General features: G+C 57.7%; 11 protein-coding genes and 1 riboswitch. Of the genes, 7 read left to right on the top strand and 4 right to left on the bottom strand.

Annotated elements, in window-relative coordinates; translation table 11 throughout:
- Positions 1-174 precede the first annotated feature (174 nt).
- The 5 genes from N7D90_RS10985 to cobM all read left to right on the top strand — a co-directional run bounded on the left by N7D90_RS10985 (position 175) and on the right by cobM (position 3,101).
- Positions 175-540, top strand: a complete 366-nt coding sequence (locus N7D90_RS10985) for a response regulator (protein ID WP_261742180.1) — start codon at positions 175-177, stop codon at positions 538-540.
- 100 nt (positions 541-640) lie between these two features.
- Positions 641-853, top strand: a riboswitch (cobalamin riboswitch).
- Between the two features lie 95 nt (positions 854-948).
- Positions 949-1,137, top strand: coding sequence for a CbtB-domain containing protein (locus N7D90_RS10980; RefSeq protein ID WP_019827274.1), 189 nt, complete (start codon positions 949-951; stop codon positions 1,135-1,137).
- Positions 1,138-1,148: 11 nt separating this feature from the next.
- Positions 1,149-1,850 (top strand): CbtA family protein, encoded by a 702-nt coding sequence (locus tag N7D90_RS10975; RefSeq protein WP_261742179.1) that lies wholly within the window; start codon positions 1,149-1,151, stop codon positions 1,848-1,850.
- Entirely contained in the window at positions 1,847-2,272 is a 426-nt protein-coding gene (locus N7D90_RS10970; RefSeq protein ID WP_261742178.1) for a cobalamin biosynthesis protein, read from the top strand. Before N7D90_RS10975 ends, N7D90_RS10970 begins: the two co-directional genes overlap by 4 nt.
- A gap of 64 nt (positions 2,273-2,336) precedes the next feature.
- The gene (gene cobM / locus N7D90_RS10965) at positions 2,337-3,101 is read left to right on the top strand and encodes a precorrin-4 C(11)-methyltransferase (protein ID WP_261742177.1); all 765 of its coding nucleotides are present in this window, start codon (positions 2,337-2,339) and stop codon (positions 3,099-3,101) included.
- Positions 3,102-3,338: 237 nt separating this feature from the next.
- On the opposite strand, the gene nfuA is transcribed toward cobM, so the two are convergent.
- Positions 3,339-3,923: a Fe-S biogenesis protein NfuA gene (nfuA, locus tag N7D90_RS10960; protein ID WP_019827280.1), complete on the bottom strand. Its 585-nt coding sequence runs from the start codon at positions 3,921-3,923 to the stop codon at positions 3,339-3,341.
- Positions 3,924-4,035: 112 nt separating this feature from the next.
- Entirely contained in the window at positions 4,036-6,333 is a 2,298-nt protein-coding gene (locus tag N7D90_RS10955) for a fatty acid cis/trans isomerase (protein WP_261742176.1), read from the bottom strand.
- Positions 6,334-6,487: 154 nt separating this feature from the next.
- Here N7D90_RS10955 and metH point away from each other — a divergent pair, with 154 nt between their 5' ends.
- Entirely contained in the window at positions 6,488-10,198 is a 3,711-nt protein-coding gene (gene metH / locus N7D90_RS10950; protein WP_261742175.1) for a methionine synthase, read from the top strand.
- A gap of 46 nt (positions 10,199-10,244) precedes the next feature.
- Here the strand turns inward: metH and N7D90_RS10945 are convergent, their stop codons facing one another.
- Complete coding sequence (locus N7D90_RS10945) at positions 10,245-16,664, bottom strand: NEL-type E3 ubiquitin ligase domain-containing protein (protein ID WP_261742174.1); 6,420 nt, start codon at positions 16,662-16,664, stop codon at positions 10,245-10,247.
- 153 nt (positions 16,665-16,817) lie between these two features.
- On the opposite strand from N7D90_RS10945, the gene N7D90_RS10940 reads away from it, so the two are divergent.
- Complete coding sequence (locus tag N7D90_RS10940) at positions 16,818-17,033, top strand: DUF2970 domain-containing protein (RefSeq protein ID WP_261742173.1); 216 nt, start codon at positions 16,818-16,820, stop codon at positions 17,031-17,033.
- Here N7D90_RS10940 and N7D90_RS10935 read toward each other — a convergent pair.
- A complete protein-coding gene (locus N7D90_RS10935) occupies positions 17,030-18,121 on the bottom strand; it encodes an ABC transporter substrate-binding protein (RefSeq protein WP_261742172.1) in 1,092 nt (363 codons plus the stop codon). The two genes, N7D90_RS10940 and N7D90_RS10935, sit on opposite strands and share 4 nt — an antisense overlap.
- Positions 18,122-18,422: the final 301 nt, after the last annotated feature.

The following is an 18,422-nucleotide window of genomic DNA, read 5'->3' as shown; positions in this document are numbered from 1 at the left end:
TTCAGGCCCGTGTACTGTCATAAAAAACTGGAGTTTGCCGGATTACCGAGCAATAGTTCTATTTTCTTACCTTTAAGAGCACTTTTACGCACAAACAAACACACTCAAATGCGGGTGAAGGCTATTCTTGCTGCCTGTGAGACCCGCGCTTAAATTTTTATCGAGATCATGATTATGTCCGCTACACCCTCCACCATCCTTGTGGTCGAAGACGACGCCATTGTTAGGATGCTCATCGTAGACGTGCTGCAAGAACTGGAGTTCAGTGTGCTTGAAGCTGATGGCAGCGAGCGCGCCATGGAACTGCTGGCAGACCAGGCCCAGCACATCGACTTGCTGATGACCGATGTCGGATTGCCGGGCATGGACGGCCGGGCGCTGGCAGACAAGGCCCGCGAACTGCGCCAACGGCTGCCCATCCTGTTTGCCAGCGGCTACGCCGAAACCCTTGAGATTGCAGAAGGCATGGCGGTGATTGGCAAGCCCTTCTCGATTGATCAATTGCGCGACAAGGTCAAAAGCATGCTGGCAACTGCATGAATTCATAACTGTGGGAGCGAGCCTGCTCGCGAAGCGCTTGAGGCCTTCGCGAGCAGGCTCGCTCCCACAGGACTTGTGCATACCCACATCCCTGTGGTTTCCTACACATCTTGTATCAGGTGCCCTTCACAGGGTGAAACGGGAAACCGGTGCGTCAGGCGTTTTGCTCTGACAAGTCCGGCGCTGCCCCCGCAACGGTAAGCGAGAGAAACATCAGATCCACTGTGCTCGATGCATGGGAAGGAGATGTTTGCAGGCTCAACAGTTGAGCCCCTCGCAAGCCCGGAGACCGGCCTGGTTAATATGAATAACAAACCCGCGGTGGGCGGGCGCTGTTAAACCCTGCGAGCTTCGTTCGCGGGGTTTTCTTGCGCTTTGCTGCCCGTCGTCCGACCAGAGGCAAGCGCCATGTCTATCAGCACCAGCCGTACCCATTCCGCCGCTACTACCGCTACCCAAAGCCAACGCATTGTGGCCGCTGTCGGCGCTGCCGTGCTGGGCGCTTTTCTCGTGTACTTTGCCGGGTTCTCGCATATCGATGCGGTCCACAACGCGGCCCATGACACCCGTCACAGCTCCGCCTTCCCGTGCCATTGAGAGTGCCTGCCATGATTAAGCGTATCGCTCAAACCGCAGGCTTCACCGGTCTGCTGGCCGCTCTACTGCTGACTTTGCTGCAAAGTTTTTGGGTCGCCCCGTTGATTCTGCAAGCGGAAACCTACGAGAAACCGGCCGCCACCGAAGCACACGAGCATGCAGATATGGCCATGCCTGCCCACGAACATGATGCCGAGGCCTGGGAGCCGGAGGACGGCTGGCAGCGCGTGCTGTCCACCACTGGCGGCAATCTGGTAGTTGCTGTTGGTTTCGCCCTGATGCTGGCGGGCCTGTACACCTTGCGCGCGCCAACTCGCACATCCCAGGGTTTGCTCTGGGGCCTTGCCGGTTATGCGGTGTTCTGTCTGGCGCCAACCTTGGGCTTGCCGCCCGAGTTACCGGGCACTGCCGCGGCTGATCTGCTGCAACGGCAAATCTGGTGGGTCAGCACTGCAGCCTCAACCGCCGTCGCAATCGCACTACTGGTATTCGGTAAGCACTGGGCACTGAAAGTGCTGGGCGTAGCCATTCTGGTGGTTCCCCATCTCTTTGGTGCACCGCAGCCACTGGTACACTCCAGCCTGGCGCCCGCAGAGCTGGAGTCGCAGTTCAAAATTGCCTCACAACTGACCAACTTTGCCTTTTGGCTGGCTCTGGGTGTAATCAGCGCCTGGCTGTTCCGCCGCAAGTCTACTGGTCAGTACTCGGCGTGACAGTACACAGCACCTCGCCAATCCTGGTGATTGGCCTGGGCTGTCGTCAGGGTTGCAGTACACAAGAACTGTTGACGCTGATCGAGCAATCACTGGGCCGGGCCGGGATCGCACTGAGCGCAGTCAGCGCCTTGGCCAGTATCGATCGCAAACGCCTGGAACCTGGTTTGCTGCAACTGGCCGCGCAACTCAACCTCGGTTTCGAGGTGTTCAGCGCGCAACAACTTGCACCGTACGCGCCAGAACTGAGCCATCGCTCGTCCCTTGCGTTCGAACAAACCGGATGTTTCGGCATTGCCGAAAGTGCCGCACTGGCCTTGGCCGAACAACTCGGCGGTGCAGCGGCATGCCTTGTGATAACACGACAAAAATCGCCTGGGGCGACCTTTGCGTTGGCCTCTATCGAGCAAAACCCGCGATAATCCCCCGCCTCACTATGAGCGTTGTTCAAGAACAGCTCTATCACGACCCTTTCAAGAGACTGCCATGACTGTTTATTTCATCGGCGCCGGACCCGGCGATCCAGAGCTGATTACCGTCAAAGGCCAGCGCCTGATTCGCAGCTGCCCGGTGATCATTTACGCAGGCTCACTGGTCCCCGAAGCGGTGTTGCAAGGCCATCAGGCCGAGCAGGTGATCAACAGCGCCGAGCTGCACCTTGAGCAAATCATCACGCTGATCAAGGCGGCCGACGCCAAAGGCCAGGATGTGGCCCGCGTCCACTCCGGCGATCCGAGCCTGTACGGGGCGATTGGCGAACAGATCCGCTGCTTGCGCGAGCTCAATATCGCCTTTGAAATCATTCCTGGGGTGACGGCCACTGCGGCTTGCGCGGCCATTTTGGGTGCAGAATTGACCCTGCCCGATATTTCACAAACCGTGATTCTGACCCGTTACGCGGAAAAAACCGTGATGCCTGCGGGCGAAGAACTGGCCAGCCTGGCGCAGCACAAAGCGACCATGGCCATTCACCTGGGGGTCAAGAACCTTGAAAATATTGTGGCCGAGCTGACACCGCATTACGGCAGTGATTGTCCGATTGCGGTGATCCACCGTGCTAGCTGGCCGGATCAGGACTGGGTGCAAGGCACGCTTGCGGACATTACAGCCAAGGTCCAGGCCAAGGGTTTTCGGCGCACGGCGCTGATTCTGGTGGGCCGGGTACTGGCCAGTGACAGCTTTGCGGACTCGTCGCTGTACCGGGCCGGGCATGCGCATTTGTATCGCCCCCAAACCGGTGAATACCCGTAGCAGCTGACGAGCTCCGCGAGGCTGCGTTCGGCTGCGCAGCAGTCGTAAAACCTGAGAAATTGACTGTTCAGATACACCGCGATTATTGGGTTTGCGAAGGCTACGTCCTCGAACGCAGCCTCGCGGAACTCGTCAGCTGCTACGGGTTTCGCCGACAACAACACACAAAAATACAGGCATAAAAAAACGGTGCTCACGGGGCACCGTTTTTTCTTCAGCTTCGCAGCGAACGCCCTGTTAGTAGTAGGCGTTTTCTTTCTGCGAGTGGTCGGTCACGTCACGTACGCCTTTGAGTTCCGGCACACGCTCAAGCAGGGTGCGCTCGATGCCTTCACGCAAGGTCACGTCTGCCTGGCCGCAGCCCTGGCAACCGCCACCAAACTTGAGCACCGCAATACCGTCTTCTACCACTTCAATCAGGCTGACCTGACCACCGTGGCTGGCCAAACCGGGATTGATCTCGGTTTGCAGGTAGTAGTTGATGCGCTCGTTGATCGGGCTATCGGCGTTAACCATCGGCACTTTGGCGTTTGGCGCCTTGATGGTCAGTTGGCCACCCATGCGATCGGTGGCGTAGTCCACCACGGCATCGTCCAGGAACGGTTCGCTGAACGAATCGATCCAGGCCGTGAAGCTTTTCAGGCCGATGGCGGTATCTTCAGATTTAACTTCAGCCGGCTTGCAGTAAGCAATGCAGGTTTCGGCGTACTGGGTACCAGGTTGGGTGATAAAGACGCGGATGCCGATGCCCGGGGTGTTCTGCTTGGACAGCAGATCAGCCAGGTAATCGTGGGCAGCGTCGGTAATCGTTATGGCGCTCATGGAATCTCCTCGCAGACATGGGACAGAGTTTACGCCAATCGGCGCCCCTGACAAAGTCCTAGTGTTTTTGTCAGGAAAGCTACGCCCCATTCGTTCGAATACAACCGCACTTTTACAGGTTTTCGTAGCGGTTCATGTCCAGCACGCCCGCTTCGACCGGATCGGTTTCATTGATGTACTGACCAATATCGTGGAAGTACTGCCAAAATTGCGGATGGCTGCGCCGAATCCCCCAGCGCTCGACGATGGTGTCGAAAGTCTCCTGGTCCTTGCATTGTTCCATAGCCTCAACAAAGGCCTCGACCTGACCCGGCGGGATATTGAACATAAAGTTCGGGTAACTGCTGAGCACGCCAGGGTAAATGGTCAGGGTGTCCAGCCCCGGCACCAGGCGGTATTCCTCGCCCATCATAAAGGCAACGTTGGTATGCGCGCGATTGCGCAGCATGCTGTACATCTCGCGTTTGCCGTCGGCACCTTCGATGCGCAGCATGGTGGCTTCCGGCAATTGATTGATGACTGCCAGCCCGGCCGCGGGGCGCGAGGTCAAGCGGCTAAGGGATTGCTCAGCGTATTTGAACTCTTGCGGGATATCGGGCCGCGAACAGTACGCTCCAGTACAGCGATTGATCGGATCTGGCCGCGCATTCAGGGTCCCAGTGCGCTCAATCAACTTGAGCGCGAAGTCACGCTTGGGGTCCGCCGGTTCGAGCTGCATGCCGGTCGGGGTGGAAGTATCGATTTTTTGATAGTCCATCCACATTTTCAGCTTGCCGCTGTTCTGATACCAGTCGCTCAGGATGGTAGAGCGTGAATAGGCTGGCATCAGGCGCAGGAAGTTGACCTCGGCACCGTTGCGGATCAAGTCGAAGTACAAGCGCGTCTGCGCCTGATGCGAGACGTTGCCGAACACATCGAAGTTGACCGCCAATTGGTAATAGGTGCGTTCCAGCAACGGGTAGTCAAACAGCCACATGGTTTGCGGGATCTCGCCGATCAGCCCCTTGCTGACACTGGCGCTGTCGAAGTGACGGAATACCGTCAACAAGGCGTTGTCGTTGCCCGCCCACAGGGTCGACCAACTTGGCGGCGGCATGTCGGCATAGGCCTCCTGGCGCAGCTTTTCATAGTCGTTGCGCTTGTCGCGGTAGTTATGCCACAGCGAAATGACGCTACCAACGTCGTCGATCTGGCCGGGCATTGCCAGCAACGGCGTGGCTTCGCCACGATAGGCAGCATCGGTCACGTAGCGGTCATGGGCCGGCTCCTGGAACACAGTCCAGAAATTGTCGCGAATGACATCGGTCGCAATTTGCCCACGGCATACCGGACCACGGATAAAGGTACGCACGAAATACTCGGCGTTATCGAGCATAAACTGATATCGCGCAACCGCCGGAATCGCCTCAAAGGTTTCAAACGGATTGGCTCGCCCGCGCGGCCCGTAGCCTGGCAGGCTGGTGGCATGCCAGTCGCCGCTGTAGAACAGCTGTTTGACCCGAGCCAACTTGCTGGCCCCCATCGGGTAGGTGATGTGGGTTTTATGCACGATCACGCCCTGCACCGGCATCAGCCGGTAGTAAAAAGCCGTGCCAGGGTCGTCGTTCGGACGGCGGGTCGCGATCAGATCAATGGGCTGCCCGCTTGGTGTGCGCGAGCGCACCCACTGGAAGAAATGCCCCGGCACACCGTTGTCGAAATAGGCATGGGCCAGGAACAGATGCTCGTACAACCATCGCCCGACAAGGGCTTCGGTCGAACCCGAGCGATTGAGCAGCTCTTCCCACTCGCTAATCTGTACCGACTCAGCGGCAGTGGGTTGGATCGCGTGCTGATCAACTTTGGCACCCTGGGCCAGCCAGGTTTGCACCGTGGTGTATTGCTTGTCTGTCAGCCCGGTTACGGCCAGTGGCATGCCCTCTTTGGGATGGTTTTGAGCGTAAGCGTTGAACTCACCCGGTGCCGGGCAGACATTCTCGCGATTGAGGCCAAGGACGATTTCTGCAGGCAATTTGGCATTGGGGGTCAGCGGCGTACGGTGGCCCAACTCAAGCATGCGAGCCATCAAGGCAGCTTGGGCGCCCTGAGCATCAAGCACCGAGTAAAAGCCTTTGTTACGCCACTCACTTGGGCCGCTGGCATCATAAAAAATCCGCGTCGGCGCCACGGCATCAACACGATCCCCTTTGTACACCGGCACCTTGCTGGCACCCCGGGTCGCGCCCTCCGCGCTCCCCAGGTTCAATTGACAGGCTGCGTCGTTACAGGCGTGGCAGGCAACGCATTTTTCAGTGAGGATCGGCTGTATATCCCTGGTGTAGGAAATAGCCGGGCTTACCAACGGGGCCTGTGCCATCGCTGTACTGCACACCACCAGCGTCACGGCGCTGGTGAGTAGGCGAAAAAACATGTGCCATTGTCCTGATATCAAAAATATGTCGCGATTCTACCCGTCGAGCACCTGCAGCAACATGAATGAAATTCATGTAAATTCCAGAGCACTCAAATCCCACGCAGGTTTGTTATGATTTCGCATCTTTTGCATGGCTCTAACAGGTAGTCCTATGTCTGACCGCAGCGCTCGTCTCCAAGCACTTCAGCAAGCCCTCAAAGAGCGCATTCTGATTCTCGATGGCGGCATGGGTACTATGATCCAAAGCTACCGCCTAGAGGAACACGACTATCGTGGCACACGCTTCGCCGACTGGCCGAGCGACGTCAAAGGCAACAATGACCTTTTGATCCTCAGCCGTCCCGATGTGATCGGGGCCATTGAGAAGGCGTATCTGGATGCCGGTGCCGATATTCTCGAAACCAACACCTTCAACGCCACCCAGGTTTCACAGGCCGACTACGGCATGCAGGCGCTGGCCTACGAGTTAAACGTAGAAGGCGCACGCCTTGCCCGCAAGGTTGCCGACGCCAAGACTCTCGAAACCCCGAACAAACCACGTTTTGTCGCGGGCGTGCTCGGCCCTACCAGCCGTACCTGTTCCCTGTCGCCGGACGTAAACAACCCCGGCTACCGCAACGTCACCTTCGATGAGTTGGTAGAAAACTACACCGAGGCCACCAAAGGCCTGATCGAAGGCGGTTCCGATCTGATCCTGATCGAGACCATTTTCGACACCCTCAACGCCAAGGCCGCGATCTTTGCCGTCCAAGGGGTGTTTGAAGAGCTGGGCATCGAGTTGCCGATCATGATTTCCGGCACCATCACCGATGCCTCCGGCCGTACCCTGTCAGGCCAGACCACCGAAGCGTTCTGGAACTCGGTGAGCCACGCCAAGCCGATTTCGGTGGGCTTGAACTGCGCCCTGGGCGCCAGCGAGTTGCGCCCCTACCTCGAAGAGTTGTCGAACAAGGCCAGCACCTACATCTCGGCTCACCCCAACGCCGGTCTGCCCAACGAATTTGGCGAGTACGATGAGCTGCCGTCCGAAACCGCCAAGGTTATTGAAGAATTCGCCCAAAGCGGCTTCTTGAATATTGTCGGTGGCTGCTGCGGCACCACGCCGGGGCATATCCAGGCCATCGCCAACGCCGTGGCCGGTTACGCGCCGCGTCAGATCCCGGATATCCCAAAGGCCTGCCGCCTCTCGGGCCTTGAGCCGTTCACCATCGATCGCAGCTCGTTGTTCGTCAACGTCGGCGAACGTACCAACATCACAGGTTCAGCCCGCTTCGCCCGCCTGATCCGGGAAGACAACTACACCGAAGCCCTGGAAGTCGCGCTGCAACAGGTTGAGGCCGGTGCGCAGATCATCGACATCAACATGGACGAGGGCATGCTGGACTCGAAGAAGGCGATGGTCACCTTCCTCAATCTGATCGCTGGCGAGCCGGATATCTCCCGCGTACCGATCATGATCGACTCCTCCAAGTGGGAAGTGATTGAAGCGGGCCTCAAGTGCATCCAGGGCAAGGGCATCGTCAACTCGATCAGCATGAAAGAAGGCGTCGAGCAGTTCATCCATCACGCCAAACTGTGCAAGCGCTATGGCGCCGCCGTGGTGGTAATGGCCTTCGACGAAGCCGGCCAGGCCGACACCGAAGCGCGCAAGAAGGAAATCTGCAAGCGCTCCTACGACATTCTGGTCAATGATGTGGGCTTCCCGCCGGAAGACATCATCTTCGACCCGAACATCTTTGCCGTGGCCACCGGTATTGAAGAGCACAACAACTATGCTGTGGACTTCATCAACGCCTGCGCCTATATCCGCGACGAGCTGCCATATGCACTGACCTCGGGCGGCGTGTCCAACGTGTCGTTCTCGTTCCGCGGCAACAACCCGGTGCGTGAAGCGATCCACTCAGTGTTTTTGCTGTATGCAATCCGCAACGGCCTGACCATGGGTATCGTCAACGCAGGCCAGTTGGAAATCTACGACCAGATCCCCGCCGAGCTGCGCGATGCCGTGGAAGACGTGGTGCTCAACCGCACCCCGGACGGCACCGACAACTTGCTGGCGATAGCAGACAAGTACAAGGGCGACGGCAGCGTCAAGGAAGCAGAAACCGAAGAGTGGCGCGGCTGGGACGTCAACAAGCGTCTGGAGCACGCACTGGTCAAGGGCATCACCACCCATATCGTCGAAGACACCGAAGAGTCGCGCCAATCCTTCAAGCGCCCCATCGAAGTGATCGAAGGCCCGCTGATGTCGGGCATGAACATCGTCGGCGACCTGTTTGGCGCGGGCAAAATGTTCCTGCCGCAAGTGGTGAAATCCGCCCGAGTGATGAAACAGGCCGTGGCTCACCTGATCCCGTTTATCGAGCTGGAAAAAGGCGATAAACCCGAGGCCAAGGGCAAGATCCTGATGGCCACGGTAAAAGGCGATGTCCACGATATCGGCAAGAACATCGTCGGCGTGGTGCTGGGCTGTAACGGCTACGACATCGTGGACCTGGGGGTGATGGTGCCTGCGGAGAAAATCCTGCAGGTGGCCAAGGAGCAGAAGTGCGACATCATCGGCCTTTCGGGGCTGATCACACCGTCACTGGATGAAATGGTCCACGTCGCCCGCGAGATGCAGCGCCAGAACTTCCATCTGCCGCTGATGATCGGCGGCGCGACCACTTCCAAGGCGCACACCGCGGTCAAGATCGAACCCAAGTATCAAAACGATGCAGTGATCTACGTGACTGACGCCTCACGCGCCGTGGGCGTGGCCACGCAGTTGCTGTCCAAGGAACTGAAACCGGCTTTCGTCGAAAAAACCCGTCTCGAATACATCGAAGTCCGCGAGCGCACCGCCAACCGCAGCGCGCGCACCGAACGCCTGAGCTACGCGGCCTCCATCGCCAAGAAGCCGCAGTTCGACTGGGCTAACTATCAGCCGGTCAAACCAACCTTTACCGGCGCCAAGGTGCTGGACAATATCGATCTCAAGGTACTGGCCGAATATATCGACTGGACGCCGTTCTTTATTTCCTGGGACCTGGCGGGCAAATTCCCGCGCATCTTGACTGACGAAGTGGTCGGCGAAGCGGCGACTGCACTGTATGCCGATGCCCAGGAAATGCTGAATAAACTGATCGACGAAAAGCTGATCAGCGCCCGTGCCGTGTTCGGCTTCTGGCCGGCCAATCAGGTCAACGACGATGATCTGGAACTGTACGGTGATGATGGCCAGCCTTTGGCCAAACTGCATCACTTGCGCCAGCAAATCATCAAGACCGACGGCAAGCCGAACTTCTCGCTGGCCGACTTTGTCGCGCCAAAAGACAGCGGCGTAACCGACTACGTAGGTGGTTTTATCACCACCGCCGGGATCGGCGCTGAAGAAGTGGCCAAGGCCTACCAGGACGCAGGCGATGATTACAACTCGATCATGGTCAAGGCCCTGGCCGACCGCCTGGCCGAAGCCTGTGCCGAATGGCTGCACCAGCAAGTGCGAACTAACTACTGGGGCTACGCCAAGGACGAACAGTTGGCCAATGAGGATCTGATCAAGGAGCAATACAGCGGCATCCGCCCTGCTCCCGGCTACCCGGCCTGCCCGGATCACACCGAAAAAGGCACCTTGTTCGCCTTGCTGGACCCAGAAGCCGAAGAAATGCGCGCAGGCAAAAGCGGCGTGTTCCTTACCGAACACTACGCCATGTTCCCTGCGGCAGCGGTCAGCGGCTGGTACTTCGCCCACCCGCAAGCGCAATACTTTGCCGTGGGCAAGGTCGACAAGGATCAGATCGACAGTTACACCGCGCGCAAAGGCCAGGACTTGGCCGTAACCGAGCGCTGGCTGGCGCCAAACCTTGGGTATGACAACTAAGGGCTGATGCACCTGCAGGAGCCATCACGGCTCCTGCAGGCTTTTGTCAGATGTGCTCTATCTCTGTTCGCTCACGCTGTGTCAGGCGCAAGAGTAGCTCCCGCTCTTCGCTGCTGTTCTTTTTACCCAGCGCTTCGACCTCAACACTGTAAGCCGTACCAAAATCCGGATGACGATCTTCCAGCGCTTCAGCCTGCTCCTGGCGAAGCTGCTCAAGTTCCGTGAACTCTTGCGGGTATTTGCGCTTCAGGTAATCCACCCAATATTCCCGCGCCAGCAGTTGCTCCATAAATGCGGGGGTGTTTTCGGCAGCCAACACGTCGACGTATGCCGCCTCAAGCTCCTGGCTACTGACTTTGGCTGCGTTTCTGTAGAGCATGTCCTTCGGCTGCCTGGGAAGCTCAAGGCGCTTGGCCAGATCGACGCGATAAGCCATACGAATTTCCGCAGGGTCGATTTTCGGCCGCTGGTTAATCGCCGCCTGGGCGATTTCTTCCACTTGCCCCAGACGGAACAGCCCTCTGGACAGTTTGAGCAGAGCGGCCCCCTCCTCACCCGCAACCACTGATTTGAGCACAGTGAACTCATACACTTTCACTTCGATATTACTGAACAACAGGATTCTGCCGTCGCCGCAGGTGTACTGGGAGCGTGCGCGGGCAAATACATCTCTGCATAACTCTGGATCCGAGTCTATAGCCCGCAGAACGTCCCACACCCGTTTTGTCAGATCGGTCTTGTCCTGAATAAAGTCGCGGGAGTTCTTCAGTTCACTGAGCAGATGGAAAAGCGCTTCGCTGTCTTCCTGAGCCTGCAGGCCAGCCCAGATCCCGTGCTTGGGTGAGTCTTGGGCAACACCTTCAAACCATCGGGCCTTTTGCTGCGCCACGGGCTCCGAGACCAAGTGGTCGTAATCCTCATCGGAATCACTGATGGTGCTGTCTGATTCGTCGCTTTCCTGCAGCGCACTGTCAACTTCCTCTCGGGTAAAGCCAAGGTTATTACCCGAAAAGTCCATATAGTCGCGCAGTGTTCTGTACCCCGAGTACGACAGCAGGTTATCGGACAGATCGGTGCCTGCCATCAGCGTATCGTTGTTGCCTGCAAACAGCTGCGTGGGAATGTCTTCGATTTGATTGTTGCTCAGGTTCAGGGTTCTGAGGTTGGGCGTGTCGAGTACTCGGGTGGGCCATCGCGCCAGATTGTTACCGCTCAGATCGAGGGTTTGCAGCTGTGCCAGCCCGCTCAAGTCAAAACTCTCAAGGCGGTTATGGCTCAGGTCGAGCCACTCCAGATGCGCCAGCGACTGCAATTGACGATGCAACTGTTCGCTGTCTTCCAGGCTGTTAAATCCGGCCTCAAGCCGTGTGAGGTTGCCCAGTGAACCGACAGCCTCGGGCAGACTGGTCAGCGCATTGTTATTGAGTCGCAAGGTTTGCAACTCCGGAAAATCGGCGATGAAGACATCCGAACCTTGAGCTGTAAGCCTGACACCACTTAAATTCAGCGTCATTACATGTTCCAGCTGGACAGGTAGCTGCGGCATATCCCCCAGGCACAGATCCGAAAAATCCAGCGTCTGGCTGCTCTGTGCATGCCGGGTGCCCAGCGTTTGACCCCAGGCCTGCATGATCCGGTCAGCCGCACGTCTGCGATCGAGGGCACTGACCCACCGCCCGCCTTCTCTGTAGCCAGGCGTGTCAATCCAGCCATTGAGTTTCTGGACCAGAGCGCCATGTTGTTGGCCCCACTCGGCAAGCTGGAGTTCAATCTCGCTCAACCCCATGCCAGTGGCCTGCAGATCATCGATACAGGCAATCGCATCTCTTAGCGTCAGCTCAGGGTTCAACCTCTGGAGTATGGCCGCCGGGGTCAATTGCGACGCACCTTGCGCAAGTTCCGGCAGGTAGGCCAGCAACAGTTCCGGGATATCAGATACCGACCGGGGGAAATACTCGGGCGTGCCTCCGGTTTTGCCTTGCTCCAGCAAGTGCACGCCGATCCCTCCCGCACTGTCACGTCCTGCCCGTTGAGCATAGGCAAGCAGCTCTGCACAGCTGGCAGGCGCCAACTGGCAACCGTTCAGGCGAATGCCCGGCATCAGCAACTCATGGCCAGTCAATACCGCCTGCGGGACGTGAGTGATGGCACTGCGACTCAAATTCAGCTGTCGCAACAACCCCAGTTCCAACACACCGGTGGGCCACTCCCGGATACCCGTGTCACTGAGGTTGAGCACCTGCAATTTGGGCAGGGATCGCACGTCCAGGGACGTAACGCGATTACGCTCAAGATTCAATTTGCGAAGCTCGCTCAACCGATTCAAACACCCCTGTATCGGGGGGCTGACCGTCAACTCGTTATAGGCCAGATTGAGCTCCGTGAGCCGCCTCATGTCACTCAATGCTGCTGGCAATGCAGTCATGCCGTTGCGGCTCAGGTCCAGGGTCTGAACATTGGTGAACGCGGCCAAAAACCGATCAACTTCATTCAGAGGAACGCTTAAGTTGCTCATATCCAAATGCTCTACATGAGCAAAGGCACTCGCAGGCAACTGCGGCAAATCGCCCACCACACCGGCTGATACTTCCAGCACTCCGGAGTTTGAGTTTCTCCGCCAAGCAGCCCCCGCTGCTTGATCCTCCATCCCCAGCCGAGCAGCAATATTGAGCTTCCAGCAGTTTTGAATCCTGTCAGCCGTGTGCCTGCGAAAAAACAGGTCGAGGGCCATCGGCCTCTGGTTTAACCAGGTGTCCAAAGCGTCCACAAGTGCCCGCTGCTCTTCATGCAGCCGATTAAGCTGGTTGAACAGCTCAGCAAACCCCTGTTCCTTGAGGGCGGACTGGGCCAGCACCATCTCGAAAAACAGCTGATCCTGATCCGTAAATCGTCTCAGGCAACCCTGGCAGTACTGCGCCAGCCACTGTTGCAAATCTCTAAAGTGGGCCGGCTCGGCACGCAGGTATTGATAGGCTTTCATTACTGTTTGCGGGTCTATATTCGACCAGTCCAGGCGCAGCCCCTTCCATAGCTGCAAATGCTCGGCAAACAGCTCATCAGGCAGTGTCTGGATTGATGTTCCATACAGGTCAAGGGTCTGGAGATGCTCAAGCGCGAATACCCCGGTTGGCCACTGCGCCAGTTGCCCAGTTACTCGCAATACCTGCAACTGTGGCCAGGCACTCACATCCAGAGCATCCACAAACCCGTTCAACGCCAAATGGTCAATTTGCCCCAAGGCGTAAAGCCTCTCGATAAACGCCTGGGTGAACCCCGGGTAGCCTGCCTCCAGCGACAGTTCCTTGAGGCTTGGTAGTTCAGCCAGGGCGGCGGCTACCGGGCTCATGTGACCCTGGATATCACTCAACTCCAATCGTTGCACACCGGGGAAACGCTTCACAAAACCGGCACCCGGTTCACTCAACATCAGGTCTACGTCGAGCTTTATTGCCCTGACATGAGAGAAGTCGGCGTCCAGAGCAGGGAAATCACTCACCGACCCGAAATCAAGGTACGCAGAGGGCTGCGGATTGCGCAGCAAGCCTGTTCGCCAACAGGCAATCACCCTGTCTGCCACCGGCTGACGTTCCCAGTCGTTGCCCGTACGCATCCAGCGCTCCAGCGTGGCGCGCAAACCCTCCAGTTCGCGCTGCTGATTGGCCAGAAAGTGAAACAGGTGCTGAGCCGTCTCGCCCCCACTCTGCCGGTCGTACAGATAGCGGCTGGCCGCCTCGTCAGTCATGTTCGGGTAGATGGCGCGCATTCTGGAGAGTAGCGAAGGGGCGACCTCCGTCGCCTCTCCACGTCCCGACAAGGGATAGCCGATTTGCCCATTGAGCCGTTGCAGACCAGGCCTGGAGCGCGGCAGGCGGATCTTCAGGGCGCGCGCCATCTCGAGACGATGGGTGGTTGCATAGCTTCCCAGTGTGTCTTGGCTGACCCCAGGTATCTTCAGGCAATGCTCTGCCAGACGCTCGCTGTCGACCGACGCCAGACCCGGCAGATACAAACCGGCCAAGGCCCGATTCAGACGGCTTTGCTGCGCAGCGGAACGCGCCAGGTCATCGAGGGCACCCGACACCCGCCCCAGCGTGCGAAGCTGTGCCAGATCGCTTTGACTGGCCTGGGCAAGTACCTCCCCCGCCGTGCGCTCCGACAACATGGGAAACCTGCGACACAACCTTTCAACGTCCGGATTTTCCCGGTCGCCAGTTTCAGTCAGGCGCCTGAACAGGTTTTTTTCTCGGGTACCCAATTCATCGTAGTAATGTTGGTTAAGCGATGGTTTGTGCTCAATCAGTTGCCGTTCAACCCAAAACTGCTCAAGGGTATCCAGCAAAAGCGCAGACGGTGGCAGCCCATCAACATGCATCTTGCGCAATGCGTCGTCCGTGACACCGCTGACGTCGCCAATCCGGGCCAGGGTTGCGTCATCAAACCCTTGGGTCACATGCCCCAGCCGCCGCAGCAAGGTCGGGCGATCCCATTGCAAGGGCTGCTCATGGCTGTGACGCCAGGCACCGGCATTGTTGTGCTGGAGCACCGGCTGATAAGCCTCGCTGTCAGTCGGGTGCAAGACCTTCCATACGTTCAGTGCCTGGTCATGGGCCTGCTTATAAACCTGTTGATCCACCTGCACATAGAGCCCCCCTTGGACGTCATATTGTCCCAGCGCATTGGGCTTGAGCTGAGAAATCAACGAACCATCACATTGATACGGGATCAGGTCCGGCTTCCATAAACGGGTTTGGCCATCGCGCAATGTAATCGAGACCAGTTGATCGCCCCAGCGGGACACAGCGCCTGGCGGAATTTTACTGATGCCGTGGCCGATACCGCCCACCACACCGGCTACTGCCAGGTTTATCGCCACACTCTCAAAATTCGACCAGGCCCCTTCTGTATCACCGACGCTCCATGACTCGATGCCGTGATAGACCTGCAGGCTCATTTGCAGCGCCATAACCGCCATCATCACCTCCCCTGCGCCAGGGATAAAAAACGCGGCAACGTTCACCGCGTCCAATCCCAGGCCCAGGTAGTAGTCCAGGCGCTGCTGCAACAACTGGCGGTCGGCATCGGCGGTCGGCACGGCGAGCAACCGCGCATTGGCCTTGAGGCGTTGCAGATGCCAGCGATATAGCTCGCTGAACAGCTCGGCGGGCGCGGCCTCTATGTAACGCTGGTTTAGTTTGAGGTCCACTTCATCGACATAAACCGGCGCTTGCCCCGTACCAAGGTCGGGTTTGGTTTTATACAGCTGGGCGTTCAGGCGCGCCAAAAAAGTCTGGGCGGCCCCTTGCGGCACCAGGCTTGCGAACAACTGCTGATAGGGCGCGGTGCGCAAGTTCAGCCCCAACTCGTACTGGAATGCTTCGAGCGATGGGTATTCCTTGAGCGGATACAGCGGCGCCCCCGGGATATAAACCACCAGACGCTCCATATCAGGCTTTTTCATCACTGGCAGCTCAAAGCCCAGCCGGGTATTTGCCCACTCTGTTACCGGCAGCGTTGAACGATACGGACCAATGAGCAAGACCTCGCCCAAGGTAAAGCCATACAACTGGAGCTGACTGAAGACCACGGGCCTTCCATACAGCACGGGGGCCGCATCCCTGGCCAGCACTGACTGCAACATGGCGTAGGCTTGCCGGGATATATCCTTTTTCATCAGCGCGATGTTCATCCGCACGCTCAGCAGTTCCTTTTGCGCCCGAATCATCTGGTAGCCCACCACCGGCGCTGTATCAGGTGCTTCGAACACGGCATGAAGATGATCCTGATACTGCTGCCCCAGATCCAGCGCACGGCAGATATCCGAGAAAACCTGGGGCGTCATATCGAGTTTTTCTCGGTAACTGAAGCCCGACACAGGCTTGAGATTTTCCCGGGCTTGCTCAATTGCCCCAACGGCATAACCCGAACCATGCACCAGCGCATCGGCCATTTGCGAGTAGATACCCGTTGAACTTACGGGAGTCCATTTGTCGATATCCAAAGCACCCTCGGGCGCCAAGGCGCTGACCTGCCCATTGACCACCAGAGAAAACTCTTCATTGCCTTCAAAGTTCTGCAACGCTGCTTGGAGCAGGCTTTGATGCTGCACGGGTTGTTCACGGCGCAGGTAATAAAGACGGTTCTGGTTAACGTCAATTTCGACACCTGTCGTACTGTGGCTGTGCAACGCCTCCTTAAGCCTGGGCTCGGCAAACTGGGTGATGCCCTGGAGGTCTTTCAGGGTTCCAGCCAATTCGTCATTGGCCCGACGACTACGTTCCTGGCTAGCAGCCAACGCCCGGCGCAACCATGACGGCGGCGTGTGATCCCCGGCATCCGCGTGCACAAACAGCCCCTGTTTGAGCCGCTTTATATCGGCAACTCTGCTGTGCTTGATCCAGCCGGGGACTTTGCCTTTGATAAATGCCGCATGCGGCCCAAGGCCTGCGGATACTCGCCATGTGGTCATTGAGCCTCTCCTGATGCTCGATTAAGAAGCCCCAGTACAACGAAAGGGTTGGCGGCTATGGCGGTATGTATATGTCGGCCCTGCCTTCAAACAGTGGCCATCTTGACTATCCTGTGATGTGAGCAGTCTCGCTTGACGATGCACGAGGACCTCATGGACGATCCAGACAACAAGCCCCCGACCTTCTGGCAAGTGCTGCACAGCGTGATGGCCGCCGCTTTCGGGGTGCAAAGCGCAAAGAACCGCTCCCGCGATTTCAGCCACGGCAAGCCCAGTCAGTTTCTGCTGATGGGCTTGCTGTTTACGCTGATTTTCGCGCTGAGCCTGTTCGGGATCGTCAAGTTGATCCTGTATCTGGCGGGGGTCTAGGGTGCTTGCAGCACCGTATTGAGGCTGAAGGGATAGTGCCAGGACGCGGGCTTACCCTGGGCTGAAAGGCGCGCAAAAGGCACCTGCCAGGTTTCGCTACGAACCTGTACCAGCAAGTGTTGCGCCTGCTGGCGATCAATCAGTTGCAACAGCGGCACTTTGCGGTTCCTGCCACCGAATTGGCTAATATCGATGCCCTTGGCATCATCGCCGATCAGCACCATGGCCCAACCGCCCAAGGTAAAGTGCCCGCCGACCAACGCACTCAAACGCCCGTCGATGCGAGCCTCAAGCGCCGGAATTGAACTGTTGACCGCGCTGAACAGTACATCTCGCCCCACCACCTTGCCTGCCTCTTGCGCAGCCTGCATGGCGCCAAACGCCATCTCGTCATTGGCCGACCAGATCAGTGCCGTTGCGGGGTAGCGCTTGAGCAACAGGGTTGCTTGATCATAGGCGCGGTTCTTGTTCCATTCACCGTAGACCCGTTGCCGCAAACGAACTTCAGGATGCTCGGCCAGTGCTCTGTACAGGCCCTTCTCCCGCAGTTGCGCGGCTGGAGTATTTTTTGGCCCCGAGAACGCCAGCAAATCCACCGATTGGCCCGCACTGACCGGGCCGTGCTGGCGAATTATTTCGCTGAGCATCAGGTAACCCGCCTCCTCGTCGTTGGCCACCATGCTGCCAATCCAGTATGGATCACGCTCCAGTTCAGGGCCCACAAGACTCAATTGTTCAGGGGTCAGGGCGTTGTTGACCATAAACAGCTTTACACCACTGTCCTTGGCCATGCGCAAGATTTGCGGAGCGATGTACTCCTCGTTGACGAATACCAGATAGTCGGGGCGAACTTCGCCCTTCAAGGCTTCGCGCGCCTGCGCGACGGCCGTTGGTGCCGATCGGTCGGCATAGCGGATTTGAAGCTGCAGGTGTAGATTTTTGGCGGCAGCCTGCATGAACTGCGAATAGCTGACCCAAAAGGTTTCATCGGCATGGCCAGGGTTAAGAAACAACACCGTAGCCCCGTGCGCCACAGCCGAGAAAGGCAGGCACACGACAAGCGCGCACTGACAGAGAAATTTGAGCATGGACTGCTGCCCCAAGGAATTGACCTGCATTATTGCAGGCACAATACCATCAGGCACGCAGCCGATTACCGTATACCGAGCATCGCCGGATTTATCAAAAGACCGGCAAAGCGTCAGACGTTAAAGGTTATTGGTGACTGACCCAGAACACGGCAGTTGAAACCACCAGAACAATCAGAAAAAAGATGGCCCACGCATCGACCTTGCTGTCGTTTTTACGCACTTTGACTGGAGTACTCATCGCATCGCCTCTTTTCGGTTTTATGGGTGATTGCTTGAAGACTTCCGGACAGTTAAGCCC

Source organism: Pseudomonas fragi (assembly GCF_025426255.1).
Taxonomy (GTDB): domain Bacteria; phylum Pseudomonadota; class Gammaproteobacteria; order Pseudomonadales; family Pseudomonadaceae; genus Aquipseudomonas; species Aquipseudomonas kulmbachensis.
Note: the sequence above shows the minus strand (reverse complement) of the source record. Positions and strands in the feature narration are given on the sequence as shown.